Genomic DNA, 26,520 nt, shown 5'->3' on the forward strand with positions numbered 1-26,520 from the left:
GATTTTTCTCGCAGGTACTGTTCGCGCATTGGTATTTACTACGTGCATCGAAAGTGTGAACAAGAGCCGACGGGAGACTGTCACGTACGGTTCTGTGAGCAGCCGAGGGGTGAAATTCCCTTCGGCTGACTCGACTCGCCGGGTCGCTACGCAGCGGAAAACGGGCGGCGGCGATCATGAGTTTGATCCAGTCAGCACGCCTCAACGGGGATGATCCGTATGCGTACCTGAAAGATGTACTGACGCGATTGCCTACGCAGAAGGCTAGTAAGGTCAGTTCGTTGGATGTCCGGTAGGGCGCAGCCCCTATTCAGCAAGGGTATTTCCAACAGCGTCGGGCCGGCATAGGGCCTGAAAAAAAGTATCAGTGCGCATGACCCCACGCGTTAGCCACGACCCGCCTTCGATGGGATTCTTGCCTCGGCGCTCGCCGATCCTGTCGGCTGCTGCTGTACCTACAAATACAAAAAAAGGAACAACCATGGTCACTCGCGAATCGTCTCGAGGATTGCTGCTGGGCATGCCTGTGTGTCTGATATGGGGTTACGTTGCCATTGCTCTATTCATGACAGGGGACGGCATTGAGCTGGCTTTCCTGTCGCGCTACATCGTCGACCTCGGTTTCACCCCGACCCAGGCTTCCTTGCTGTTCACCGTGTACGGCCTGCTCGCAGCCTTGTCCAGCTGGAGCTCCGGTGTGCTGGCCGAGACGTTCGGCCCGCGGCGGATCATGTTGGTCGGCGTCGTGGCCTGGCTGGTCTTCCATGCATTGTTTCTGACGTTCGGCCTGAGCGCGCAGAACTACCCCTTGATGGTGCTGTTCTACGGCATTCGCGGGCTTGCCTACCCTTTGTTCATCTATGCGTTCCTGGTCTGGATTGCCCAGGTGACGCCCGGTGCGCGCCTGGCTTCGGCGATGGGCTGGTACTGGACAATGTACTCCATTGGTATCGGTTTTCTCGGGACGTACCTGCCGAGCCTGAGCATCTCGCGGATCGGTTTTATCGGCACGCTGTGGATGGCGACTTTCTGGGTCGCGCTGGCGGCGGTGCTGATTGTGTTCATGGTCAAGGATCGCGGCGCGCCACGGGAGGACACGCCTGCACTGCTCGTCGAACGTTTGCGCGAGTTGAGCCGAGGGGTCACGATCCTGTTCGATCAACGCAGCATTCTGATCACCGCCATCGTGCGCATCATCTGCAACCTGACGCTGTTCGGTTTCCCGGTCATCATGCCGCTGTACCTGACGTCGGCCGAGATCGGGTTCACCATGGAGCAATGGTTGCACCTGTGGGGGGTGATGTTCATCGTGACCATTTTCACCAATGTGATCTGGGGCTGGGTCGGTGACCGGATCGGCTGGCTGCGGCAGATGCGCTGGTTCGGTTGTGTCGGCTGCGCGCTGGCGACCCTGGCGTTTTATTACTTGCCGCTGATGTATGGCGCCCACTTCGAACTGGCCATCGTCGCCGCGGTGGCACTGGGGATTTGCGTCTCGGCGTTCGTGCCCATGGGCGCGGTCTTTCTCGCGATTTCCCCGGAGCGACAGGGAGCGGCCATTTCCGCCCACAACCTGGCCGCCGGGCTGTCGAATTTCATGGGGCCGGCGATTGCGACCCTGACGATTTCCTGGCTGGGGGTGCAAGGGGTGGTGTGGGTCTATGCATCGCTGTACCTGTTGGGCGCGGTGTTGACCTGTTTCATTCGGGTCGAGCAACCGAAACTCGGGGCCGAGGCCGAACCCGTTCCGCATTTTCCGACCCGGCCCGATGCTGGACAAGCCATCTGAACCAAGGTATTCGAGATACGCGGCGTTCAGCTTATGCAGCATTCGATACACCTGGTTTGGGAACTAATACCCCCTGGAGCATCTACATGCCAGGGGATACCCCCTTTCTGAGAGTACGGATATGTTCAGATCTCGCTCGTTGATTACCGCTATCACCTGTCTTGCACTGGTGTCCGCTTCAGTGCCCGCATTGGCCGATCCTGATAACGGGAAGGGGCAAGGGAATGGCAAGGGAAAGCCGCAAAACAGCCAGGACCATGGCAACCAGGGTGGACACGCCAATACGGGTAAACATTCAGGGGGGGGCGATCACGGCCCAGGTATCAATCGTTCGAGCATCCTCGGCATTATTGGCGAGCATCGCGACTACTGGAGCCCCGGGCCGGCCTTGCCACCCGGTATTCAAAAAAACCTGGCCCGAGGCAAGCAGCTTCCGCCGGGCATCGCCAAGAAACTCGATGGCCGGCTGGTCGGCAGGCTGCCTCACTATGATGGTTACGAATGGCAGCAGGCGGGTACGGACCTGATATTGGTCGCGCTGGCCACCGGGCTCATTTATGAAATACTCGATGGCGCTTTCGATTGAGGTTTGGCGGTGCATCGTAGCGATGCCATGTTCTGCGCCCGGTTCTCGTTTCAGCGGGGCCCGGGTCTGATTTTGCGTCCCATAAAATGTCATTGTAGGAGCGAGCTCGCTCGCGATGGTCGTTAACGATAACGCGTGTTTACCTGTTTAAACGCGGCGCACTTAAGTCCATCGCGAGCAGGCTCGCTCCTACAATTTTTTATTGTGTTGCCAACACGACTCAAGCCTGCGCCGCGCTAACCGCACCGCTTGCCGTGGATTTATTGCGCACGCTCCTGTACAGCAGGCTGGACACCATGAATCCGACAATGGCCAACAGGCTCATCAGGCTGAAAACGTAGTTGTAGCCTTGCTGCCCCGGGAAATGGTCGAGGATGGCGCCGTAGATGACGTAAGCGAACATCCCCGGTGCATAGCCAATCAGGCAGCCGATGCCGAAGGCGGAACCGGTGATGTGTTGAGGGATGCCGACTTCACCCATGGGCGCCCAGAACACGCCGCGCATGGAAAACACGATCAGCGCGAAGGACAGCGTGGCGGCCATGCCCGCATAGATGAACCCCGGGTTTTTCGGGATCAGCAGGATCACGCCCATCAGCGGCAGCAAGGCCAGGAATGCCCACTTCAAATAGCGACTGGTGCTCTTGAACTGCTTGTCGGCAATGAAGCCGCCAGCCGGCCCGCCCAGGATCTTCAGGAAGTACTGGTTGATGATGCCGTAGGCGCCCACCAGTGCCACGGGCAGCCCGTACATTTCCTTGAGGTAGGGAATGAAATAAGTCAGGCCACAGTAGACGATGTAGACCATGAACACGTTGAGGCTGACCAGCCAGATACCCGGCACCTTGATGGCTTCCAGCAGATTCGCCAGACCGTTCTTCGGCTTGGCGATCGACTGCGCGCTGCCGCCCTTGAGCAGGAACCAGGTCAGGGTGCCGGCTAGAATGTCGATGACCGAGTAAAACAGGATCGCCGATTTCAGCCCGGTCTCGCCGGAGCCCATGGCCACGAAGACGCCCAGCGCCGAAAAAGCCACCAGCGTGTCGATCACACCACGCCCACCTTCCAGCAGTCCAAACAACCGACCCTGTTCCTGGTCGTCGCCCAGGTTGCGGATGGCCTTGAGCAGCGATGGCCAGAAGAAGCAATCGGCACAGACGGCCAACAGGCTGAACACGACCAGCAGATTGCTGAACGGCGGAAAGGTCGCCAGATACAGGCCCAGGCCACCGGTACCGATCAGGCCGATGGGAATCAGTTTGCGCGTGTCGTAGCGGTCCGCCAGCAGACCGCCGACGACAAACAGCGCGGTGGCGACAATGGCGTTGGCGCTCAACAGCAAGCCGATTTCAGTATGGGTTAATCCCATGAACTCTTGCATGGGCACATAGAAGGCGTCCTTGAGGCTCGACAGCTTGTAGATGGTGCCACCACCGAGGATGAGGATCAGGAATCTGAGCCATTTGGCCTTGTCACGAGTTGTCATTATTGTTCTCCACGTCAGGTTCAGGCGTTTTCGCAGTGGTCCAGCGTCAGTTCGGCCAGGGTTCGGAACTCGGCCAGCAGGCCTCGCACATAGGCCACCTGGTTGTTCGCCCAGCGGTGTTCATCGGCCAGCATTCGTTCCAGCGAATAGCCGGCTGGCAGTGCGGTTTCACTCATCTCCCGGTACGTAATGAAGGGGTCGGCCGCCTCGAGGGTCTGGCGGAATGCCGGGGCGACGTAGTGATTTTCCTGCTCGAGGATGAACGCGATCACTTGCGGGGTTGAGTCGCCGAGCATCAACAGTTCGAACAGCATGCGGGCGTTGGGCAGATCGTCTTCGTCACTGCCCTGCAGCACGCCGTAGTGGCCGAAGCCGTTGTGCTCGGGGACGATGCGCACACCCTTGAGGTGGGTCTGGCGGATGTGCGGTGCCAGGGTCCGTAGCGCCTGCAGCGGCTGTTCGCAGGCATTGATCATGTTGCCGAAGTCGAACAAGGCATGCAGCCGTGGATGGTCGAGCCGGGTCAGCAGTTGCGCGATCTCGCCGCTCTTGAGTTCTTCATGCTGCTCGAAGTCGAAGAACAGGTCGTGCTCGTCGGCCTGCTGCGCGAGGTAATGCAGGTCCGACTCGATCACGTCCATGACCCGGGACAGCGTGCCCTCGTAGCGTGAGTAAACGCGGATGTTGCGGGTGCCCAGGGCCTTGGCGATGGCGATCACCTGATCGACATCTTTTTTCAGCGTGCTGCTGATTTCCAGGTGCACCGCCAGCCCGAGCGCATTGGCCTTGTCGGCAAACGCCTGCAACTGTGCGGGTGTCATCTGGCTCAGGCTGTTTTCCTCGCCGTCCAGCAAATGCAGGCTCAGACCCTGCAATTCGTGGCGATAGGCGAAGTCCAGCAGGTCGGCAGGCGTGACGCGGCCATGGGTGAGGTTGGTCAGCAAGGGATAGGCATGGGCAAACAGGCGCAGTTGCCCGAGCCGGTCGAGCAGTTGCCGGGCCAGTGCCTGCGTCAGCGGGGGAGGTGTTCCGGCCCCGACAGCCTTGTGGCGGAGCAAGGCATTGAATCGCTCTTGGATCTTATTGTTCATTCGAGTCGTTCCTGGTTCAGACGCCGGGTCTACCGGCGTAGCCTTTATCGCGCCAGTCAGGAACTCTCGATAGATCCACTATCAGTTAAATCATAAGACCACTTGCCTTCAGGTGGCCTGCTGCAGGTAGCCCATCTTGCCCAAGGCCCGGGCCAGTGCCGCGACGCGCTCTTGCGCCTGGCCCTCAGGCGTACCGGCAAAACCGATGAGCAGGGCCGGTGGCAGCACATGCTCGAGGCAGTAGTCGCTCAGGGCATAGGTGTGGATGTTGTGCCGGGCCAGTTCCCTGGCGATGGCGTCGTCATCGAGGGTGGGTGGCAGCCATGCGATCAGGTGCATGCCGGCTTCCACCGGGGTGAGGGTGAAGAAGCCGCCCAACTGTTGCTGGAGTTGCTCGACCAGTGCTTGCTGGCGCGCCTGGTACAGCGCACGCATGCGGCGAATATGGCCGATGAAGTGGCCTTCGCGCATGAAGTCCGCCGTGGTCGCCTGCAGCAGCGTGGGCGGGCTGCGATCCATGACCGCGCGCAGGGTGCAGAAGGGTTCGACCAGGGCTTGCGGGAGGATCACATAGCCCAGCCTCAGCGAAGGGAAGAGCACTTTGCTGAAGGTGCCGACGTAGATCACTCGTGCCATCCGGTCCATGGCGTAGAGCGCGGGGAGGAGGCGGCCGCTGTAGCGAAACTCACTGTCGCAATCGTCCTCGATGATCCAGCTCTGCCGGTGCGCAGCCCAGTCGATGAGCGCCTGGCGTCGCGCATAACTCAGGGTGACGCCCAGGGGATGCTGGCGAGACGGCGTGGTGAACACCAGGCGCGCGTCCGGGCACTCGGCCAGGCCCTGCTGGACATCGATCCCCTGATCATCGATACGTAACGGCACCACTTTGGCCCCTTGGGCTTGCAGGGCAATTCTCGCCGCGATATGCCCCGGGTCTTCCATCCACACGCTGTCCTGCGGATTGAGCAACAGCATGCCCAACAGGTTGAAAGCTTGCTGGGCCCCTGAAACGATCACCACCTGTTCGGCACTGCAGTCGATGCCACGGGCATCAAACACGTACTCGGCAATCGCCGCGCGCAAGGCCTGCAGCCCTTGCAGTTCACCGTAGCCGAGCAGGGCCTTGGTTGGCTTGAGCAGGTGCCGGTTCATCAAGCGCCGCCACACCGCCAGCGGGAACGCGTCGTAGGAACTGTGGCTGGGCAGGAAGGAGGTGGGGGCCGCCGGATCCCAACCGGTATAGGAAACGCCGCGAAAGTGACTGCTGCGCAACGACAGCATGGACTGGCTCAGGTCGGACAGGCGTGGTGGCTGGCGCGGCTGCTCGTCGTCGGCAATCCCGCGACGCTCCCACTCACCGCCGACATAGGTGCCCGCCCCGGTGCGCGAGGCCAGGAAGCCTTCGGCAATCAGCTGATCGAACGCATTGAGAATGGTGATCCGTGACAGCGCCAGTTCCTTGCTCAGGGTTCGGGTCGACGGCAGGCGCACGCCCCCTTGCATTTTTCCGCTGAGGATCTGTTTGCGGATCTGCAAATAGAGTTGGCGGTACAGCGGGATGGCGCTGGCACGGTCCAGCTCGATAGCCGACAGCAGCAAACCTGCAGGGGATTTCATGACATGCTCGTCTTGACAAGGGGTGGCTTGATTTGGAACACCATCAGGTACCCAGATGCGCAGGGTATCGAGAGGCCGCGGATAAGTCATCCACCACAGGCATCGATGCCGGCGGCCAGCTGTCATGAAATGAAAAGCCATTGTCGTCTGATGTAAAGCGGCTCGCCAGGCTGCGTCCTACAGTCCAATCAGCGCAAATCGACGCTGTACAGACTGGAGAACAAGAAAAAATGGCCAACGCCGTACGCTTCTACGAAACCGGTGGTCCCGACGTCCTACGCTATGAAGAGGTCGATGTCGGCGAACCCGGTCCAGGCCAGGTCCGTCTTCGTCATGTGGCGGTCGGCCTGAACTATGCCGACACCTATTTTCGCAATGGCACCTACCCGATACCGATGCCCAATGGCATGGGCGTTGAAGCGTCCGGTGTGGTCCAGGCCATCGGCGAAGGGGTGACCAACGTACAAGTCGGGGATCGGGTCACCTACACCGGTTTTCTCAACACCCTGGGGGCCTACAGTACCGAACGCCTGATCGCGGCCGCGCCGCTGATCAAGCTGCCGGAAACCATCAGCTTCGAGACAGCCGCCGCCATGACCATGCGCGGTCTGACTTCGTCGTACCTGATGCGACGCATCTACGACTTCAAGCCCGGCGACAGCATTCTGCTGCACGCGGCTGCCGGTGGCGTGGGCCTGATCGTTTCGCAGTGGGCCAAGCTGTTGGGCCTGAACGTTATCGGCACCGTGTCCACCGAGGTCAAGGGTGAAATTGCCCTGGCCCACGGCTGCGACCATGTCATCAATTACAGCCACGAAGATGTCGCCCAGCGCGTGCGCGAGTTGACGGACGGCGTGGGGGTCAACGTGGTGTTCGACAGCGTCGGCAAGAACACCTTCATGGGCTCGCTGGATTCCCTCAAGCGCCGTGGCCTGATGGTCTGCGTCGGTACCGCCTCCGGCCCGATTCCTGATTTCAATCCGGCGCTGCTGGCGATGAAAGGCTCGCTGTACATGACCCGCCCGGCGCTGGCGGATTACATCGCCGATCCGGCGGAAAAAACCGCCCTGGCCGGTGAATTGTTCGACCATGTCGGCAGTGGTCGGATCAAGATCGAGATCAACCAGCACTATGCCTTGCAGGACGCCGTCCAGGCCCATCGCGACCTGGAATCACGCAAGACCACCGGCTCGTCGATTTTCGTCATTTAAGGAGTCGCCAGCCATGAAAGTCGAACAATTGACCTGCAGCATTGGCGCCGAACTGATCGGCGTCAACCTCGCCGATGCGGTGCATGACGACGGTCTTTTCGCCGAGATTCGTGCCCGGTTGCTCAAGCATCGGGTGCTGTTCTTGCGCGATCAGGAGATCAGTCGCGCCGATCACGTGGCTTTCGCTCGTCGCTTCGGTGAGCTGGAAGATCATCCGGTGGCCGGCAGCGATCCGGATCATCCCGGGCTGGTGCGCATCTACAAAAATCCGGACCAGCCGATGGACCGCTACGAAAACGCATGGCACACCGATGCGACCTGGCGCGAGGCGCCGCCGATGGGCTGCGTGCTGCGCTGTGTAGAGTGCCCACCGGTGGGCGGCGATACCATGTGGACCAACATGGTCGAGGCCTATGCGCGATTGCCGGAAGACGTGAAGCTGAAGATCGCCGACCTGCGTGCCCGCCACAGCATCGAAGCCAGCTTTGGCGCCGCCATGCCGATCGAAAAGCGCCTGGCGCTCAAGGCGATGTACCCGGACGCCGAGCACCCGGTGGTGCGCACCCACCCGGAAACAGGGGAGAAGGTGCTGTTCGTCAACGCCTTCACCACGCACTTGAGCAACTACCACACCCCCGAGCGGGTGCGCTTCGGCCAGGACGCCAACCCCGGCGCGAGCGAGCTGTTGCGTTACCTGATCAGCCAGGCCTACATCCCCGAGTTTCAGGTGCGCTGGCGCTGGAAGCCCAACAGCGTCGCGATCTGGGACAACCGCAGCACCCAGCACTACGCCGTCATGGACTACCCGCCGTGCCATCGCAAGATGGAGCGTGCCGGGATCATCGGCGACAAGACTTACTGATCTACCCCTCTGCATTCGCACTCGTATACACGTCTGCCCGGCACGATCCCGGGTGGGCGCGACAATCATAAGAACAGGAGTAACCCATGCAATTCTTCGACGATTCCCTGCACCCGGAAAACATGGAAAAGGTGGTCATCACCGTGGCCCCGTACGGCCCGGAGTGGATGCCGGAAGACTTCCCCGAAGACATCCCGCTGACCATGGACGAACAGGTGCAAAAAGCGGTCGAATGTTATGAGGCCGGTGCCACAGTCCTGCATTTGCATGTGCGCGAACTGGACGGCAAGGGTTCCAAGCGCCTGTCGAAGTTCAATGAGCTGATCGCCGGTGTGCGTGAAGCCGTGCCGGACATGATCATCCAGGTCGGCGGTTCGATTTCCTTCGCCCCGGAAAGCGATGGCGAAGCCGCCCTGTGGCTGTCGGACGATACGCGCCACATGCTGGCCGAGCTGACGCCAAAGCCGGATCAGGTCACGGTGGCCATCAACACCACCCAGATGAACATCATGGAATTGCTGTATCCGGAGTACCTGGAAGGCACGTCCCTGGCCAACCCCCTGTATCAGGCGGCCTACAGCGAGATGACCGTACCGGCTGGCCCGGCCTGGGTCGCCGAACACCTCAAGCGCCTGATGGCCAACGGCATCCAGCCGCACTTCCAGCTGACCGGCATGCATGCCCTGGAAACCCTTGAGCGTCTGGTGCGCAGGGGCGTCTACAAGGGCCCGTTGAACCTTACCTGGATCGGTATCGGTGGCGGTTTCGATGGCCCCAACCCGTTCAACTTTTTCAACTTCATCCACCGCGCGCCGGACGGTTGCACCCTGACCTCCGAGTCGCTGCTCAAGAACGTCATGCCGTTCAACACCATGTCGATGGCCATGGGCATGCACCCGCGCGTGGGCAATGAAGACACTATCATTGATCACAAGGGCGATCGTTTCGGCTCGGTTGCGCAGATCAAGCAAACCGTGCGCATCGCCCATGAGCTGGGTCGCGACATCGCCACCGGCAAAGAAGCCCGTGAGATCTACCGCATCGGCGTGCAGTACCAGAGCATCGAGGAGACGCTGCTGGCCAACGGCATGGCCCCCAACCGCAAGGCTGGGCAGAAAGGTGTGCCGCAACGCGGCTGATCGGCAGGCGCAGCGGGAGCGTAACGGCTTCCCGCTCGCTGCCCTGCAACACGCTTGATAACAACAATAAAACAAAGCTTTGAGGAGGCTGCATGGCCTTTCACCCAATCGCCGCAGACGATGACGACTGTGCTGTCGGCGTTTCGCGCCCGTATGCCTGGATCGTCTTCGCACTGACGTTCGGGCTGTTGATTTCCGATTACATGTCGCGCCAGGTGCTGAACGCGGTGTTCCCGATGCTCAAGGGCGAATGGGCCCTGAGCGACGGCCAGCTCGGCCTGCTCAGTGGCATCGTCGCGCTGATGGTGGGTTTGCTGACGTTCCCACTGTCGTTGATGGCCGACCGCTTCGGCCGGGTCAAGAGCCTGGCGTTGATGGCCTTGCTCTGGAGTCTGGCGACCCTGGGCTGCGCCGTGGCGCAGGACTATCAGCAGATGTTCATTGCCCGCTTCATGGTCGGCGTCGGCGAAGCGGCGTATGGCAGCGTCGGCATCGCGGTGGTGATTTCGGTGTTTCCCAAACACCTGCGTGCCACCCTGGCCAGTGCCTTCATGGCGGGCGGCATGTTCGGTTCGGTATTGGGCATGGCGCTGGGCGGTGCGATCGCCGCCAAGCTGGGCTGGCGCTGGTCGTTTGCCGGCATGGCGCTGTTCGGCCTGCTGCTGGCCGTGCTTTACCCGATCATCGTGAAGGAAGCACGCATTGCGCCGCGACGCGCCGCCCTGGCGGCGAACAAGGCGGCTGCCGCGGTCAAGCGGCCGTTGCGTACGCTGTTTTCCAGCCGATCGGTGATCGCGGCCTATATCGGCAGTGGCTTGCAATTGTTCGTCGGCGGCACCGTGATCGTGTGGATGCCCAGTTACCTCAATCGCTATTACGACATGCCCACGGACAAGGCGGGCGGCGTCGCGGCGATCATCGTGCTGTGCAGCGGTGCGGGGATGATCCTGTGCGGCATGCTCAGCGATCGACTGAGTCGCCATTGCCCGGAGCGCAAGGTCACCCTGGCCATCGCCTATTGCCTGGGCAGTTGCCTGCTGTTGTCGGCGGCGTTCGCCCTGCCGGCAGGTCCTGTGCAATTGGCGCTGATTTGCCTGGGCATGTTGATTGCCGCCGGCACGACCGGGCCTTGTGGGGCGATGGTTGCCAACCTGACCCATTACTCGGTCCACGGCACGGCGTTCGCCACGCTGACCCTGGCCAACAACATGCTGGGGCTGGCCCCCGGGCCGTTCATCACCGGCAGGGTGTCCGACCTCATCGGCTTGCACGCGGCATTCCAGTTGGTACCTCTGGTCAGCCTCGCCGCAGGGGCCGTGTTCTTTTATGCCAAGTGTCACTACCACAAGGACATTGCCCGGCTCAAAGGCGAGCAAGTCCACGATTCGATGAGCAAAGCGGTGTTAGAGGTGAAGGTGTGAGTGGTCGTCTACGTGTTGATGTGTTCTTCGATTTCATCTGTCCCTGGTGCCTGATCGGCAAGCGCCAACTGGAGCATGCGCAGGTACAGTTTCGCAGTCGCCACCCGGGTGTGCAGATCACCACGCAGTGGCATGGCGTGCAGTTGCTGCCTCAATTGCCGGCACAAGGTGAGCCCTTCGCCGACTTCTATCGCAAGCGTCTGGGCAGTGCCGACGCTGTGGTGTCGCGCCAGGCCCAGGTACAGCAGGCGGCTGCGGCGGTCGGATTGACCATCGACTTGGGCCGCATCGCGACAATGCCCAATACCGCAGACGCCCATCGTTTGTTCGAGCGCGCAAGCGAACTGGGCAATGTGGCCCAACGGGACCTCTTGCTCGAGCGCCTGTTCGCCGCTTACTTCCAGAAGGGCGAAGACTTGGGTTGCCGTGAGACCTTGCTCGCGATTGCCCGCTCCTGCGGCATTGATGCACAAGCCGTGGCCGACTGCCTGCTGGGCGACGCCACGCCATTTGCCGGATCACCCGGGGCGAGCGGTGGCGTGCCGAGTTTTCAACTCGACCGCCGCATGACGGTGGTGGGCGCACAACCGGCAGTGGCGTTGCTTGGGGCCATGAGCCAGGCACTGAAAGACAGTGATCAAGAGCGCCACTCTGCATGAACCGGCGCATCCCCGTGCCTGTCGGCAAACACCCGCCAGTGGGTGGGCGTGCACTGTTCGAATTCGATGACACAAGCCTGGCGCTGTTCAACGTCGAAGGGGACCTGTACGCCATCGACGACAGTTGCCCGCACCAGGGAGCCTCGCTGTGTGGCGGGCGCCTTCAAGGACGGGTGATTCAGTGCTGCGCCCATGGCCTGCGTTTCGATCTGCGCAGCGGTTACTTGCTCAATTCCACGGCCGTCAAAGTCGCCAGCTACCCCGTCGAGATCATCGACGGCCAGGCATTTATCGTCATCGTTTCCGAGGAGTCCGCGCCATGAGCGCCATCGCTCTTACCCGTATCCACAGCCGAACGCGCGAATTGGCGCCCGGTTTTATCGTCAGCCTGATCGTGGCGGCCGCGGCGTCCTTTCTGTCCGAACATTACGGCGCGCCGGTGATGCTGTTCGCGTTGTTGTTGGGCATGGCACTGAACTTCCTGGCCGGCGACGGTGCCTGCAAGGCCGGCATCGAGTTCACCGCACGCACCGTATTGCGCATCGGCGTGGCGCTGCTGGGCATGCGCATCACCCTCGAACAGATGGTTGCGTTGGGCTGGAAGCCTGTGGCGCTGGTGGTGATTGTGGTGGTGGTGACCATCGGCGTTTCGGTGGTCGCCGCCAAGGCCCTGGGCTTCCAGCGCTTGTTCGGCATGCTCACCGGCGGGGCCACCGCGATTTGTGGTGCCTCGGCCGCGTTGGCCCTGGCGGCGGCATTGCCCAACCATCCGCAGAAAGAACGGGCGACCTTATTCACGGTGATCGGGGTGTCGGCGCTGTCGACCCTGGCGATGATTGTGTACCCGATGATCGCCAACTGGCTGTCTTTGTCGCCGCAAATGGCGGGCGTGTTTCTCGGGGCGACCATCCACGATGTCGCCCAGGTCGTCGGGGCCGGCTACAGCATGTCGACCGAGACCGGCGATACGGCCACGGTGGTCAAGCTGATGCGGGTCGCCATGCTGCTGCCGGTGATCGTCTGCGCCGCGATGATTACCCGCCTGCAGGGCGCCGACCCGGCCGGCAAGCGACCGCCGCTGCTGCCATGGTTCGCCGTCGGGTTCCTGATGCTGGCCTGTATCAACAGCACCGGATGGATTGCCCCGGTGGTGCAGGGATCGGTCAATGAACTGTCGCGTTGGTGCCTGGTGGTCTCTATCAGTGCCCTGGGCATGAAGACCCAACTCAAGGAGCTGGCGGCGGTGGGCATCAAACCCATCCTGCTGATGCTGGGGGAGACGGTGTTTCTCGTCGTGCTGGTGCTGTTGTTGCTGCGCTGGGGAATGTAGGCAAACAACACAGTGGCGAGGGCGCTTGCTCCCGCTGGGGTGCGAAGCGCCCCCACAAAGACGACCGCGTATTTCTCAAGGGCAAATCGGACCTGTAGGAGCCAGGCTTGCCGGCGAAGGCGTCCCTGAAAGCGCCTTCGCCGGCAAGCCTGGCTCCTACGAAACCACCATGGCGCGGTGTCATAAACACCGGCTCGTTTGCGGCGACTGTACCAGCAGTCGCCGCTTTTTTTTGTGCCGCCTCTTTCAGTCGTCCGGGTGATGCGCAGGGTGGTGCAGGGGGCCGGGTTCACCGTGCGCCTTGGGTTGTTTTTGCGCGCTGCGCCACGCTGCCGGCGGCATGCCGAACTGGGCGATGAACCAGCGTGTGAAGGAGCTCGCCATGGAGTAGCCGAGCATGTCGGCGATCCGGCCCAACGAGTAATTCGGGTTGTCCAGGTAGCGCAACACCAGGTCGCGGCGCACGTCATTGATCAAGTCGTTGAAGGCGCAACCGTCGTCTTTGAGACGGCGCTGCAGCGTGCGCACGTTCATGCCCTGGGTCTGGGCGATCTGCTCGATGGTGGCGCGTCCCATCGGCAGCAACAGGTAGATGGCCTTGCGCACCTCGAACAGCATCGAAGGGCCGTCGTGACCCAGCAGCGAGTCGAGGTAACTCTGGGCATAACGCGCCATGGCCGGGTCGGCATGGGGGTTGGTCATGTCGAGGCTGGCATTGGGACAGACAATGCCATTGAACTCGCTGCCGAACTCCAGTTTGCAGCCGAACAGGCGGCGATGCAGTTGCAGGTTGTCGGGGGGCTGGTGCGTGAAGTTGACGCTGTAGGGTTGCCAGTGCGCGCCAAGCAGGGCGGCACAGAGGCGGAACATCACCCCGATCGCCAGTTCGTTGGCTTGTCGGCAGGACATGGGCGAGTCGGCGATCACCTCTTCGCGAATGATCACCAACTTGCCGGCCTCTTCAATGAACAGGGCCAGCGAGTCGTTCATCAGATGCCGGTAATGCACCAACACCTGCAACGCATCACGCAGCGTTCGCTGGTGGCTGAGCAGCAGGCTGACCACGCCGAAGTGCGAGAGCTGGCGCGACTCGGCCATGCTCAAGCCGAAGCTCTGGCAGCCGCTGGCGGCGGCCGAATCCTCCAGCAGGCGCACGGCGGCATCGATGGGAATGCGATGCTCAGGGGCTTGCAGCTGGGCTTTGCTCAAGCCGACGCCGGCCAGTACATCCCGTGGGTTGAACCCCAGGTACTGGGTGACTTCCAGGTAGTTGGTCAAGACGGCGGCGCGAACAAGCTTGGGCATGCGAAGGTCTTTCCTGGGCCGGTTGCGAATCGAATAAGCGTGGCGACTATAGCCAGCACATCAGCAATTGAACAGTTGTGACGTCGTCGAGGGCGCTGCGCCGATTCTGTCCGCAAACACCACCGTTGTCGTGGCGCAATTGCCGCCTCACCCAGTGATTACAGTGCGCTTCAGACAAGTCGTGGGGGCTTTCGACCAATGGTCGCCGCGGGCTGACACCCAGGAATTTGTCATGAAAAGAAAAGTGCCTGACGTCCAATGAAAAGCGCCCGGGGCGGGCGCTCTTTAATGTCAGTCCTACAAAAAGCCCCTGGCCAATGAGCCAGTCGAGTCATCGAGAAAGCGAAGGTGTTGAAGTGGACAAACTGCAAACTGCCGCAACCGTTCTGATCGTACCGGGTCTGCGCGACCACGTTGCCGAGCATTGGCAAACGCTGCTGGAAGCCAGGCTCTCCAAGGTGCGCAGTGTGCCGCCGCTGGAAACCGCCAGGCTCGACTGCGCCAAGCGGGTCGAAGCGATTCAACACGCACTGGAACAGATCGACGGGCCGGTGATTCTGGTCGCCCACAGCGCCGGTGTGCTGATGGTCGCGCACTGGGCTGCCCGGCACAATCGGCCGATCAAGGGCGCACTGCTGGCCACTCCGCCGGACCTTGACGCCCAATGGCCGCAAGGTTACCCATCCGCCGAAACCCTGCGTACCCAGGGTTGGGACCCTCTACCCAAAGGCCGGCTGCCGTTCCGCAGCCTGGTGGCCGCCAGCACCGACGACCACCTTGCCAGCCTGGACGCGGTCACGCGCATGGCCGAAAGCTGGGGCAGCGAATTGCTCAACCTGGGCCAAGTCGGTCATCTCAATCCTGCTGCCGGGTACGGGCGCTGGCCACAAGCCGAAGCACTCATTCTCGAACTGGATCGCTAGTTCAGGCGCCGTTTGGCCCGCGCCATCCGGCACATGCCCTCACTCCTGAACAACGTAGACCCCATAAGGGGTTGCGCGAGGGCGGCTGCGCTTAAAACAAATACAAAAAGGCGAGAAAACGCAATGCACAACACTAAGCGTCACGGGTTCGCACCCTCGCGGTACACCTTGTTGGCCTCGGCCATTCTGGCCGCCGCCGTACCGGTCGCGCAGGCGGTCGAGTTCGACACAGGTAATCCCGACTGGACCGTGCGTCTTGATAACACCGTGAAGTACAACTACGGCGTACGCACCGAAAGCGCAGACAAGCGCATGCTGGCAACGCCGAACAACAACGACGGCGACTACAACTTTCGCAAGGCCGGGACCAACATCACCAACCGTGTCGACCTGTTGACCGAGATGGATGTGGTCTACCAGAACCACATGGGTTTTCGCGTCAGCGCCGCCAGTTGGTACGACAAGGCCTACGAAAACACCGGTTCCAATTCCAACCCGTTCGTCAACGGCAATGGCGGGACGTCGGGCCTGGTCGCCAATGACCCGCGCCTTGCCGCGGTCACCGGCGACAACGTCGGCAACGGCAGCCCGCACCTGAGCAACTATGCCCGGCGTTACTACACCGGTCCTTCCGGCGAGATCCTCGATGCCTTCGTGTTCTACAGCACCGAAATCGGCGAGGAGTCGCTGCTGAGCGCCAAGGCCGGTCAGCACAACGTGTTCTGGGGCGAGACCATTCTCAGTCCGGTGCACTCGATCAGCTACGGCCAGTCCGGCCTGGACCTGGCCAAGCTGGCCGCCTCGCCCGGTACCGAAGCCAAGGAACTGTTCGTTCCGCGCAACCAGTTGTCGATGTCGTTCACCGTCAATCCCGAGTTGACCGTGGGCGCCCAGTATTTCCTCGATTGGGATGCCGCCCGCCTGCCTGAAGCCGGCACTTACTATGGCGGTTCCGATCTGGTGGGCTTCGGTGCGCAGTCGTTCCTGCTGGGCAACACCAATGGCGTGGTGCCGGGCAGCCCGCTGGGGTGTGGCCTGGCGCCCTGCAACGGGCTGACCAATGTGCGTCGCGGTCACGACCTGACGCCGGACAAGCGCGGAGACTGGGGGATCATGGCCAAGTGGTCGCCGGCCTGGCTGGATGGCACCCTCGGCGTTTACTACCGCGAGACCTCGGAAATCCTGCCGCAAGCCTGGCTGGATGCCAGAGGCCTGAGTTCGGCCAACCCCAACGGCACCCCGCCGGCCGGGCAAGTGCCTGCGGTGGTCAATACGCTCAACTCGCTGAGCACCGCCACCTATCAAATGGCCTATGCCGACAACATCAAGATCGTTGGCCTGAGCCTGTCCAAGGACGTCGGCGGGGTGAGCGTCGGTTCGGACCTGAACGTGCGTCATAACATGCCGCTGGCCAGTATTCCGGCGATTGTCAGCACCAACAGTCCGCTGGGCCTGGGCGCGGGTCTTGGCCTGTTGCCGGCGCGTACGGCTGCTACCGGTGTGGTGTATGACACCCCGCAGAAGGGCGACAGCATGGCCGCCACCGGCGACACCTTGCACTGGACGCTCAACGGCCTGATGACCTTCCCGAAAACCCCGGTGTTCGATTCGGCCACCCTGCTCGCCGAGCTGTACTACAGCAACCTGCTCAAGCTCGATAGCAAGAACGAAGCGCTCTACAAGGGCAAGGACAGCTACCGCGGCATCGACGCGGCGACCCGGGACAACTGGGGCATCGCGGTCAACTTCACACCGACCTGGTACCAGGTCTTCCCGGGGGTCGATCTGAACGCACCGATGTCGATCAACGTCGGCCTCGACGGGGTGTCACCGGTGTCCGGTGGCGGTGCCAAAGACACCGGTAACTATGCCGTGGGCGTGGGTGCCGTTGTGTACAACAAATACTTCATCGACCTGAAGTATGTCGACGCGTTCGGCAAGACCGACAAGTGCGACACCAGCGGTCTGAGCACCGGCGCGGCCAATGCCGGCAGCGGCGACGGCTCTACACCCAATGCCTTTAGCGGCAACGAAAACTACGCCTGTTACGGCGGTGGCTACTCGGCCTTCTCCGGTGGAGGGGCCACGACTGAGGACCGTGGCGCCGTTTACCTGACGATGAAAACCACTTTTTGATTCACCACTGGCTTACTCGAAGTAAGCAGGAGAATAACAAGATGAAGTTCGCACAAACCGTGTTGGCCGCCTCCCTGGCCATGGTCATTGCCGCCCAGGCGCACGCCGCTGTATCGGCCCAGGAAGCTGCCAAACTGGGCACCAGCCTGACCCTGGTCGGGGCCGAAAAAGCCGGGAATGCCGATGGTTCGATTCCCGCGTATGCCGGTGGCCTGACCACGCCGCCGGCCAGTTTCAAAGCCGGTGACAGCATGCGCCCGGATCCCTTTGCCAATGAAAAGCCGGTGCTGGTGATCGATGGCAAGAACGTCGATCAGTTCAAGGGCGCGCTCACGGCGACTACCGTGGAACTGGCCAAGCGTTTCCCGACCTTCCACATCAATGTCTACCCGACCCATCGCACCGTCTCGTTGCCAAAAGCGGTGCTGGAGAACGGGGTAAAAAATGCCACTGGCGCCAAGTCCCTCGAGGGCGGGTTGGCTGTCGATAACGTACTGCCCGGCGTGCCGTTCCCGATTCCGCAGACGGGCAACGAGGCCATGTGGAATTTCCTGTTGCGCTTTCAGGGGGTCAGCATCAACTCCAAGTACGACTCCTGGAACGTCGACTCCGCCGGCGTACCAAGCCTGGCAACCACCGGACAGGCATTCATTTCCTATCCGATCTACGAGAACCTGGCGCAGCCGATCAGCAGCGCCGACGTGTACTACCAGATGAAGCTGTCCTACACCGGCCCTGCGCGCCGGGCCGGTGAAGCGGTGATGCTCAAGGACGCCGCCAACCCGCTGCAGCAACCACGTCGCGCCTGGCAGTATTTGCCGGGTCAGCGTCGGGTCAAGCTGGCGCCGAACCTGGCCTACGACACGCCGAACCCGGGCACCGCCGGCGCGGGCACCTACGACGATGTGTTCGTGTTCAACGGTGCGCTGGACCGCTACGACTGGAAGCTGGTGGGCAAGCAGGAAATGATCGTGCCCTACAACACCTACAAGCTGACCTACGCCCAGGACCCCAAGGCGCTGACCACCGCCAATCACCTGGCTCCCGACTATGTGCGTTGGGAAAAACACCGGGTCTGGGTGGTGGAGGGCACGCTCAAGTCCGGCGCCCGACACATCTACGCCAAGCGCCGCTTCTACCTCGATGAAGACAGCTGGACCGCTCTGGCCTCCGACCAATACGACGCCCGTGGTCAGCTGTACCGTGGCTCCTTCGCGTTCTTGAGCCAGAGCTACGACAAGCAGACCCCGGATTCCACGCCCTTCATGATCTACGACCTGGTGGGTGGCTCCTACAACATCAACGGCGTGGTCGGGCCTTACGGCGGCATCAAGTACATCGATCCGCTTTCCAAGGCGCAATGGTCGTCGGAGTCCCTGGCCGGCGCCGGTATTCGCTGAGCCAACCGCAAGCAGACGCTCGCACGATCCACTGTGGGAGCGAGCTTGCTCGCGATGGACGTTAACGATTACGCGGGTTTTCTGAATGCCCGCGTCGCCCTCAGGTCCATCGCGAGCAAGCTCGCTCCTACAACGGCATGAGCTGTACTGCGCGAGGTATGGCGCGGTTTTCCGAAGAGGACGCGGTATGTGTTCGTATAAAAATAATATGTTGCAGCTGGCCTTTGGCGTTGTGCTCTGCCTGTCGCAGGGCCTCAGCCACGCGTCCGTTTACGTCGACGTGCTGGATCTGCCGGCCAAGGTCAGTCCCCTGGCCGTTACCAGCCCGTTATCCGGCATGGCCCGCGCCGGCGACCGTCTGGTCGCCGTCGGGCAGCGTGGCCACATTCTGTATTCCGATGATGTCGGTAAACACTGGCAACAGGCCGCGGTGCCGGTCAGTGCCGACCTTAATGCGGTGAGTTTTCCTTCCGCTACCCAAGGCTGGGCGGTGGGCGGTGACGGCGTGATCTTGCACAGCGACGACGCGGGTGCGACCTGGCGCAAACAACTGGACGGCCGCCAGATCGGTGCCTTGCTGGTCGAGCATTACCAGGCGTTGGCCAGTGCAGAACCCGGCAACGAACAATGGCCGTTGCTGGTCGCCGAAGGTGAGCGCCTGGTGGCGCAGGGTGCCGACAAACCCTTGCTCGATGTCTGGTTTGCCAATGACCGGCTCGGCTATGTGGTCGGGGTATTCAACCTGATCCTGCGCACCGAGGATGGCGGGCAGAGCTGGACGCCGTTCCAGGATCGCACCGACAACCCCCAGGGCTTTCACCTCAACGCCATCGCCTCCACCGGCGATGCGCTGTACATCGCCGGCGAGCAGGGCTTGTTGCTGAAATGGGATGACGCGGGGCAGCGCTTCGCCGCCGTGCAGACCCCCTATCAAGGCAGTTTCTTCGGCGTGGTCGGCAAGCCGGGGGAAGCGCTCGTCTACGGCTTGCGCGGCAATGTGCTGCGCAGCACCGATGGCGGTCTCAGCTGGACCCCGCTGGACACCGGCCTGCATATCAGCCTCACCGCCGGCATCGTCGATGCCCGGGGTGACTACCGCTTGTTCACCCAGGGCGGACAGATGCTGGTGAGCCAGGGCGTCGGTGCGCAAATGCACTGGACGCGGCAAGGCGAGCCGGTCCCGGTGACGGGCGTCACCCGCGCCGCCAACGGTGCACTGGTGGTGGTCGGCAGCCGTGGTGCACGGACGCTGTCCGTTGAATAAGCCCTCGAACCCTTAAAGCGAGAACCCAGACATGGGCAATATCAAACAAGACAGCATGCCGGTCATCCGCGAGCTGCGGGACTTCGATCGCCAGTCCGGCAATCGGCTGGAGCGGCTGGTGTTCAACTACCGCCCGCTGTTCATGCTGCTGATGGCGCTGGCCACGGTGGTGTTGGGCTACATGGCCGCGACTCGCCTGGAGCTGCGCCCCAGCTTCGAGAAAATGATTCCGCAGAGTCAGCCGTACATCCAGAACTTCCTGGAAAACCGTCAGTCGCTGCGCGGCCTGGGCAACTCGGTGCGGGTGGTGGTGGAGACCACCCAGGGCGATATTTTCGACCCCGGCTACCTGGACGTGCTCAAGCAGGTCAATGACAAACTGTTCCTCACCGAAGGCGTCGACCGCGCCTGGATGAAGTCGTTGTGGAGCCCGGCGGTGCGCTGGACCGAAGTCACCGAGGAAGGTTTCCAGGGTGGCCCGGTGATGCCGGATACCTACCAGGGCAAGCCTGAAGAAATAGAACAGCTGCGCCAGAATATTTCCCGTGCCGGTATCGTCGGCAGCCTGGTGGCCAGCGACTACAAATCGAGCATGCTGATCGTGCCGCTGCTGGACAAGGCCACGGCCAGCGGTCAGCGCATCGACTACCACGCCTTTTCGCAGATGCTCGAAGAGCAGTTGCGCGACCAGATCGAGTTCGCCGGCGACAGCGCGGCGCGCCAGGCCGGGGAGGAGGGCAAGGGTCAGTATAAGGTGCGGGTGATCGGGTTCGCCAAACTGATGGGCGACCTGATCGACGGGCTGATTCAGGTGATGATGTTCTTCGGTCTGGCCGTGGTCACTTCGCTGATCATCATCTATATCTACACCCGCTGCGTGCGCAGCACCTTGCTGGTGGTCGGCTGTTCGCTGATCGCGGTGGTCTGGCAGCTGGGCATCGTCGCCTGGCTGGGTTACGCCATCGACCCCTACTCGGTGCTGGTGCCGTTCCTGATCTTCGCCATCGGCGTGTCCCACGCGGCGCAGAAGATGAACGGCATCATGCAGGACATCGCCCGCGGCACCCACAAACTGATTGCCGCACGTTATACCTTCCGCCGCCTGTTCATTGCCGGCGTCACCGCGCTGCTGGCCGATGCCGTGGGGTTCGCGGTGTTGATGCTGATCGATATCCCGGTGATCCGCGACCTGGCGATCACCGCCAGTATTGGTGTGGCGGTGCTGATCTTCACCTCGCTGTTGCTGATGCCGGTGGCGCTGTCCTATGTCGGCGTCGGCGCGAAGGCGGCCGAGCGCGCGCTGAAAATCGACACCCGCGCCGAAGGGCACAAAGGTTTCGGCAAACTGTGGGACTTGCTTGACCGCTTCACTACCCGCCGGTGGGCCACCGGGGCGGTATTGGTCGCGCTGCTGATGGGCATCGGCGGCTTCATGGTCAGCCTGCAACTGAAGATCGGCGACCTGGAAAGTGGCGCACCGGAGTTGCGTGCCGACTCGCGCTATAACCGTGACAACGCCTACATCACCAGCCACTACGCGCTGTCCAGCGACCTGTTCGCGGTGATGATCAAGACCGCGCCGGAAGGTTGCCTGAACTATAAGACGCTGATCCTCGCCGACCGCCTGGCCTGGGAGCTGCAGCAGTCCCCGGGGGTTCAGGCGACGGCTTCGCTGGTCAACGCTGTACGGCAGATTACCGCTGGCACCTATGAGGGCAACCCCAAGCTCAACAGCATCCAGCGCAACCAGGACGTGCTGAACTATGCCGCGCAGCAAGCCTCGGTCAACTCTCCGGAGTTGTTCAACAACGACTGCTCGCTGATGCCGGTGATCGCCTTCCTCAAGGACCACAAGGCCGAGACCCTGGATGCCGTGGTGGCCATCGCCGAAAAATTCGCCCGGGAGAACAACAGCGAAGATCGTCAGTTTCTGTTGGCCGCCGGCAGCGCCGGCATCGAGGCGGCGACCAACATCGTCGTGCGTGAGGCCAACCGCACCATGCTGCTGTATGTCTACGCGGCGGTGACCTTGTTCTGCCTGATCACCTTCCGCAGCTGGCGCGCCACCCTGGTGGCCTTGCTGCCGCTGGTGCTGACCTCGATCCTTTGCGAGGCCTTGATGGTGGTCATGGGCATCGGCGTGAAGGTGGCAACGCTGCCGGTGATCGCCCTCGGGGTCGGCATTGGCGTGGACTACGCCTTGTACCTGCTCAGCGTGCAGCTGCATTACCAGCGTCAGGGCCTGCCGTTGTCCCAGGCTTATCGCAACGCCGTGTCGTTCACTGGCCGGGTCGTGGGCCTGGTGGGCATCACCCTGGCCGCCGGTGTGGTGTGCTGGGTCTGGTCGCCGATCAAGTTCCAGGCCGACATGGGCATCCTCCTGACCTTCATGTTCCTGTGGAACATGCTCGGTGCGCTGATCCTGATCCCGGCCCTGTCGTACTTCCTGCTGCGTCACCCCGTTGCGCAAGCCTATGTGGCGCAAACGGATAAAACTGGTACATCCCAACGTCAGGACATGCCGCATGCCCTGACCACTTCCGAGTAAGCACAATGGCTGACTACAAAGCTCCCCTGCGCGACATGCGCTTCGTCCTCAACGAGGTCTTCGAGGTGTCCCGGCTTTGGGCCCGGTTGCCAGGCCTGGCCGAGGTGATCGATGAAGAAACGGCTGCCGCGATCCTTGAAGAGGCCGGCAAGATCAGCGCCGCTGTCGTCGCGCCGCTCAACCGCAGCAGCGACGAGCAGGGCTGCACCTGGAACAACGGCGCGGTCCAGGCGCCGGACGGTTTTGGCGCCGCCTACCAGGCATTCGCCGAAGGCGGTTGGGTGGGTGTTGGCGGCGATCCGCAGTTCGGCGGCATGGGCATGCCCAAGGCCATTTCGGCGCAAGTCGAAGAGATGGTCAACTCGGCCAGCCTGTCGTTCGGCCTGTACCCGATGCTGACTGCCGGTGCGTGCCTGTCGATCAATGCCCACGCCAGTGAGGAACTCAAGGCGCGCTATCTGCCGAACCTGTACGCCGGCACCTGGACCGGTTCGATGTGCCTGACCGAAGCCCATGCCGGCACAGACCTGGGCCTGATTCGCACCCGGGCCGAACCCCAGGCCGACGGCAGTTTCAAGATCAGCGGCAGCAAGATTTTCATCACCGGCGGCGAGCACGACCTGACCGACAATATCATTCATCTGGTGCTGGCCCGATTGCCGGATGCGCCGGCGGGTCCCAAAGGCATTTCCCTGTTCCTGGTGCCCAAGGTGCTGGTCAATGACGATGGCTCGCTGGGCGAGCGCAATGCGCTGTCCTGCGGTTCGATCGAACACAAGATGGGCATCAAGGCCTCGGCCACCTGCGTGATGAACTTCGACGGGGCCACCGGCTGGATCATCGATGCGCCGAACAAGGGCCTGGCGGCGATGTTCACTATGATGAACTACGAACGCCTGGGCGTGGGCATCCAGGGCCTGGCGCTGGGTGAGCGCTCCTACCAGAACGCCGTCGAATACGCTCGGGACCGCCTGCAAAGCCGTGCACCGACCGGGGCGCAGCACCAGGACAAGGCAGCCGACCCGATCATCGTGCACCCGGACGTGCGGCGGATGCTGTTGACCATGAAGGCCCTGAACGAAGGCGGGCGGGCGTTCTCCAGCTACGTGGCCCTGCAACTGGATACCGCCAAGTACAGCGATGACGCGGCAACCTGCAGCCGCGCCCAACAACTGGTGTCGCTGCTGACCCCGGTGGCCAAGGCGTTCCTCACCGACATGGGGCTGGAAACCACGGTGCATGGCCAGCAGATCTTTGGCGGCCATGGCTACATTCGTGAGTGGGGCCAGGAGCAGTTGGTGCGCGACGTGCGCATCACCCAGATCTACGAAGGCACCAACGGTATCCAGTCACTGGACCTGGCCGGGCGCAAGATCGTTGGCAGCGGTGGCGCGCTCTACCGGTTGTTCGCCGACGAAATCCGCCACTTCACCGCTAACGCCAGCGCTGAACTTGGCGAGTTCACCCAGCCGTTGAATGCCGCCGTGGACACCCTCGACGAACTGACCGCGTGGTTGCTCGATCGAGCCCAGGGCAACCCGAACGAAATCGGCGCCGCCTCGGTCGAGTACCTGCAGGTATTCGGCTACACCGCCTATGCCTACATATGGGCATTGATGGCCAAGGTGGCCATGGGCAAACAGGCCGAGGATGACTTCTACATCAGCAAGCTGGGCACCGCACGTTTCTACTTCGCCCGCCTGCTGCCGCGCATCCACTCGTTGAGCGCGTCGGCCAAGGCCGGCAGCGAATCCCTCTACGAGCTGGACGCAGCGCACTTCTGATCGAAAGAACTCTGATCCAAAGAACTCTGATCGAAAGAACTAGGACCCCAACCATGATGGCGACAAAAATAATTCCGCCCGCCGACGGCGCCTACGCCTATCCCTTGCTGATCAAGCAATTGTTGCTGTCCGGCGAGCGCTATGAGCCTGGACGGGAAATCGTCTACGCCGACAAGCTGCGCTACAGCTATAAGACTCTTAACCAACGGATCCGCCGGCTGGCCAACGCGCTGACCGCGGCCGGCGTCAAGGCCGGGGATACGGTGGCCCTGCTCGACTGGGACAGCCATCGCTACCTGGAATGCTTCTTTGCCGTGCCGATGATCGGCGCGGTGCTGCATACCGTGAACATCCGTCTTTCGCCGGACCAGGTGCTCTACACCATGAACCACGCCGAGGACGACCTGGTGCTGGTGCATGACGATTTCTTGCCGCTGGTCGAACAGATTCACGGACAGCTGAAGACCGTCAAAGGCTACCTGCAGCTCACGGACGACAGGGCAACCGGTACGTCGTTACCGGTGCTGGGGGAATATGAAAAGCTGTTGGCCGGTGCGGCAGAGCAGTACGACTTTCCCGATTTCGATGAAAACTCCGTGGCGACGCTGTTCTACACCACGGGCACCACCGGCGACCCGAAGGGCGTGTATTTCACCCACCGCCAATTGGTTTTGCACACCTTGAATGCCGTGGGCACGCTGGGCGTTTATCAAGGCCTGCCGCTGCTGCGTTCCGATGACGTGTACATGCCGATCACGCCGATGTTCCACGTGCATGCCTGGGGCGTGCCCTATGTCGCGACCCTGATGGGGATAAAGCAGGTGTACCCCGGCCGCTACGAACCCAACAGCCTGGTTCGGCTTTTTCGAGAAGAGCAGGTCACCTTTTCCCATTGCGTGCCCACGATTCTGCAAATGATTTTGAACTGCGAGGAAGCGCAACGGACTCGTTTCGAGGGCTGGAAAATGCTCCTCGGCGGCAGCGCGCTGACCTTGGGCATTGCCAGCGAAGCGAGTGCCAAGGGCATTCAGGTGCACAGCGGCTACGGCATGTCGGAAACCTGCCCGTTGCTGTGCCTGACCTACCTGCGTGACGCGGACCTCGCTCAATCCACCCAAGCTCAACTGGCCACCCGCATCAAGACCGGTACGCCGGTGCCGATGGTCGACCTGAAAATCATCGATGCCAGTGGCAATGACGTTGTCCATGACGGCGAGTCGCTGGGCGAGATCGTGGTGCGCGCGCCCTGGCTGACCCAAGGCTATTTGAAGGAGCCCGAAAAAGGTGCAGAGCTGTGGCTCGACGGTTGGCTGCACACCGGCGACCTGGCCTCCATCGATCCCTTGGGCGGGGTGGAAATCAAGGACCGCATCAAGGATGTGATCAAGACGGGCGGGGAGTGGATCAGCTCCCTGGCGCTGGAGAGCCTGATCAGCGAACACGCGGCGGTGATGTCGGTCGCGGTCGTGGGCATTGCCGATGAGCAATGGGGGGAGCGGCCCATGGCACTGGTCGTGTGCGAGCCTGGGCAGTATCTCGACCGCAAGATCCTCGAGACGCACCTGCAGGGATTTGTCGAGCGTGGCCGCATCAACAAATGGGCGATCCCCAAGCAGTTCAAGTTCGTCGCCGAGATTCCCAAGACCAGTGTCGGCAAGATCGACAAGAAGCTCATCCGGCAAAGCGAATCAAGCTGAAAAAGCTGCGCCAACCTGACACTCACCGCAGATTAACTGTGGGAGCGAGACCGGCTTGCCGGCGAAAGCGGTCGATCAGTCACCATCAATGTTGATTTTGATGGCCCCTTCGCGAGCAGGCCCGCTCCCACAGATCAGCGTCGCAGACGAATTTTCTGCCAATTGTCCTGGCTGGTGCAGGATCCGGTGTCGCCGCGCATCCAATAGAGGGTCGCCCGGTAAAGCGCCGTTGTCCGGGAGCAGTGTAATCCACGAAGTTTTTCGTAGGCCCA

Annotated in this window: 20 protein-coding genes and 1 pseudogene; 17 read left to right on the top strand and 4 right to left on the bottom strand. The window is 61.9% G+C overall.

Going from position 1 to position 26,520, the window contains the following annotated elements; translation table 11 throughout:
- Positions 1-137: 137 nt before the first annotated feature.
- The 3 genes and pseudogenes from PMA3_RS30660 to PMA3_RS10350 all read left to right on the top strand — a co-directional run.
- A pseudogene (locus tag PMA3_RS30660) lies at positions 138-296 on the top strand (transposase domain-containing protein); the annotation flags it as partial.
- Between the two features lie 185 nt (positions 297-481).
- A complete protein-coding gene (locus tag PMA3_RS10345) occupies positions 482-1,789 on the top strand; it encodes an MFS transporter (RefSeq protein WP_064677049.1) in 1,308 nt (435 codons plus the stop codon).
- A 121-nt stretch (positions 1,790-1,910) separates the two neighbouring features.
- Positions 1,911-2,375 (top strand): anti-virulence regulator CigR family protein, encoded by a 465-nt coding sequence (locus tag PMA3_RS10350; protein WP_064677050.1) that lies wholly within the window; start codon positions 1,911-1,913, stop codon positions 2,373-2,375.
- Positions 2,376-2,595: 220 nt separating this feature from the next.
- Here PMA3_RS10350 and PMA3_RS10355 read toward each other — a convergent pair whose 3' ends face one another.
- From PMA3_RS10355 to pdxR, 3 genes are all read right to left on the bottom strand, one after another.
- Positions 2,596-3,861: an MFS transporter gene (locus PMA3_RS10355; protein WP_064677051.1), complete on the bottom strand. Its 1,266-nt coding sequence runs from the start codon at positions 3,859-3,861 to the stop codon at positions 2,596-2,598.
- Positions 3,862-3,881: 20 nt separating this feature from the next.
- Complete coding sequence (locus PMA3_RS10360) at positions 3,882-4,952, bottom strand: sugar phosphate isomerase/epimerase family protein (RefSeq protein WP_064677052.1); 1,071 nt, start codon at positions 4,950-4,952, stop codon at positions 3,882-3,884.
- Positions 4,953-5,060: 108 nt separating this feature from the next.
- Positions 5,061-6,569, bottom strand: coding sequence for a MocR-like pyridoxine biosynthesis transcription factor PdxR (gene pdxR, locus PMA3_RS10365; protein WP_064677053.1), 1,509 nt, complete (start codon positions 6,567-6,569; stop codon positions 5,061-5,063).
- Between the two features lie 230 nt (positions 6,570-6,799).
- Here pdxR and PMA3_RS10370 point away from each other — a divergent pair, with 230 nt between their 5' ends.
- From PMA3_RS10370 to PMA3_RS10400, 7 genes are all read left to right on the top strand, one after another.
- Positions 6,800-7,780: a quinone oxidoreductase family protein gene (locus PMA3_RS10370; RefSeq protein ID WP_064677054.1), complete on the top strand. Its 981-nt coding sequence runs from the start codon at positions 6,800-6,802 to the stop codon at positions 7,778-7,780.
- Between the two features lie 13 nt (positions 7,781-7,793).
- On the top strand, positions 7,794-8,642 hold the full coding sequence (locus PMA3_RS10375) for a TauD/TfdA dioxygenase family protein (protein ID WP_064677055.1): 849 nt from the start codon (positions 7,794-7,796) through the stop codon (positions 8,640-8,642).
- An 86-nt stretch (positions 8,643-8,728) separates the two neighbouring features.
- Positions 8,729-9,781, top strand: coding sequence for a beta-keto acid cleavage family enzyme (locus PMA3_RS10380; protein WP_064677056.1), 1,053 nt, complete (start codon positions 8,729-8,731; stop codon positions 9,779-9,781).
- A gap of 92 nt (positions 9,782-9,873) precedes the next feature.
- Positions 9,874-11,202: an MFS transporter gene (locus PMA3_RS10385; protein WP_064677057.1), complete on the top strand. Its 1,329-nt coding sequence runs from the start codon at positions 9,874-9,876 to the stop codon at positions 11,200-11,202.
- Entirely contained in the window at positions 11,199-11,861 is a 663-nt protein-coding gene (locus tag PMA3_RS10390; protein ID WP_064677058.1) for a DsbA family oxidoreductase, read from the top strand. The genes PMA3_RS10385 and PMA3_RS10390 overlap by 4 nt, the downstream gene beginning before the upstream one ends.
- Entirely contained in the window at positions 11,858-12,184 is a 327-nt protein-coding gene (locus tag PMA3_RS10395; RefSeq protein WP_064677059.1) for a Rieske (2Fe-2S) protein, read from the top strand. The genes PMA3_RS10390 and PMA3_RS10395 overlap by 4 nt, the downstream gene beginning before the upstream one ends.
- Complete coding sequence (locus tag PMA3_RS10400; RefSeq protein ID WP_064677060.1) at positions 12,181-13,191, top strand: YeiH family protein; 1,011 nt, start codon at positions 12,181-12,183, stop codon at positions 13,189-13,191. The genes PMA3_RS10395 and PMA3_RS10400 overlap by 4 nt, the downstream gene beginning before the upstream one ends.
- Positions 13,192-13,437: 246 nt before the next feature.
- On the opposite strand, the gene PMA3_RS10405 is transcribed toward PMA3_RS10400, so the two are convergent.
- Positions 13,438-14,496, bottom strand: a complete 1,059-nt coding sequence (locus tag PMA3_RS10405) for an AraC family transcriptional regulator (protein ID WP_064677061.1) — start codon at positions 14,494-14,496, stop codon at positions 13,438-13,440.
- Positions 14,497-14,852: 356 nt separating this feature from the next.
- On the opposite strand from PMA3_RS10405, the gene PMA3_RS10410 reads away from it, so the two are divergent.
- From PMA3_RS10410 to PMA3_RS10440, 7 genes are all read left to right on the top strand, one after another.
- Positions 14,853-15,419 carry an RBBP9/YdeN family alpha/beta hydrolase gene (locus PMA3_RS10410; protein ID WP_064680666.1) on the top strand — a complete coding sequence of 189 codons (567 nt, stop codon included), beginning with the start codon at positions 14,853-14,855 and terminating at the stop codon, positions 15,417-15,419.
- Between the two features lie 123 nt (positions 15,420-15,542).
- Complete coding sequence (locus PMA3_RS10415; protein WP_064677062.1) at positions 15,543-17,555, top strand: DUF1302 domain-containing protein; 2,013 nt, start codon at positions 15,543-15,545, stop codon at positions 17,553-17,555.
- A 41-nt stretch (positions 17,556-17,596) separates the two neighbouring features.
- A complete protein-coding gene (locus PMA3_RS10420; RefSeq protein ID WP_064677063.1) occupies positions 17,597-18,955 on the top strand; it encodes a DUF1329 domain-containing protein in 1,359 nt (452 codons plus the stop codon).
- Between the two features lie 187 nt (positions 18,956-19,142).
- Positions 19,143-20,219, top strand: coding sequence for a WD40/YVTN/BNR-like repeat-containing protein (locus PMA3_RS10425; RefSeq protein ID WP_064677064.1), 1,077 nt, complete (start codon positions 19,143-19,145; stop codon positions 20,217-20,219).
- A gap of 31 nt (positions 20,220-20,250) precedes the next feature.
- On the top strand, positions 20,251-22,767 hold the full coding sequence (locus PMA3_RS10430) for an efflux RND transporter permease subunit (protein WP_064677065.1): 2,517 nt from the start codon (positions 20,251-20,253) through the stop codon (positions 22,765-22,767).
- A gap of 5 nt (positions 22,768-22,772) precedes the next feature.
- Entirely contained in the window at positions 22,773-24,551 is a 1,779-nt protein-coding gene (locus PMA3_RS10435) for an acyl-CoA dehydrogenase C-terminal domain-containing protein (RefSeq protein ID WP_064677066.1), read from the top strand.
- 53 nt (positions 24,552-24,604) lie between these two features.
- Positions 24,605-26,248 carry a fatty acid--CoA ligase gene (locus tag PMA3_RS10440; RefSeq protein ID WP_064677067.1) on the top strand — a complete coding sequence of 548 codons (1,644 nt, stop codon included), beginning with the start codon at positions 24,605-24,607 and terminating at the stop codon, positions 26,246-26,248.
- Positions 26,249-26,520: the final 272 nt, after the last annotated feature.

The organism is Pseudomonas silesiensis, from assembly GCF_001661075.1.
Taxonomy (GTDB): domain Bacteria; phylum Pseudomonadota; class Gammaproteobacteria; order Pseudomonadales; family Pseudomonadaceae; genus Aquipseudomonas; species Aquipseudomonas silesiensis.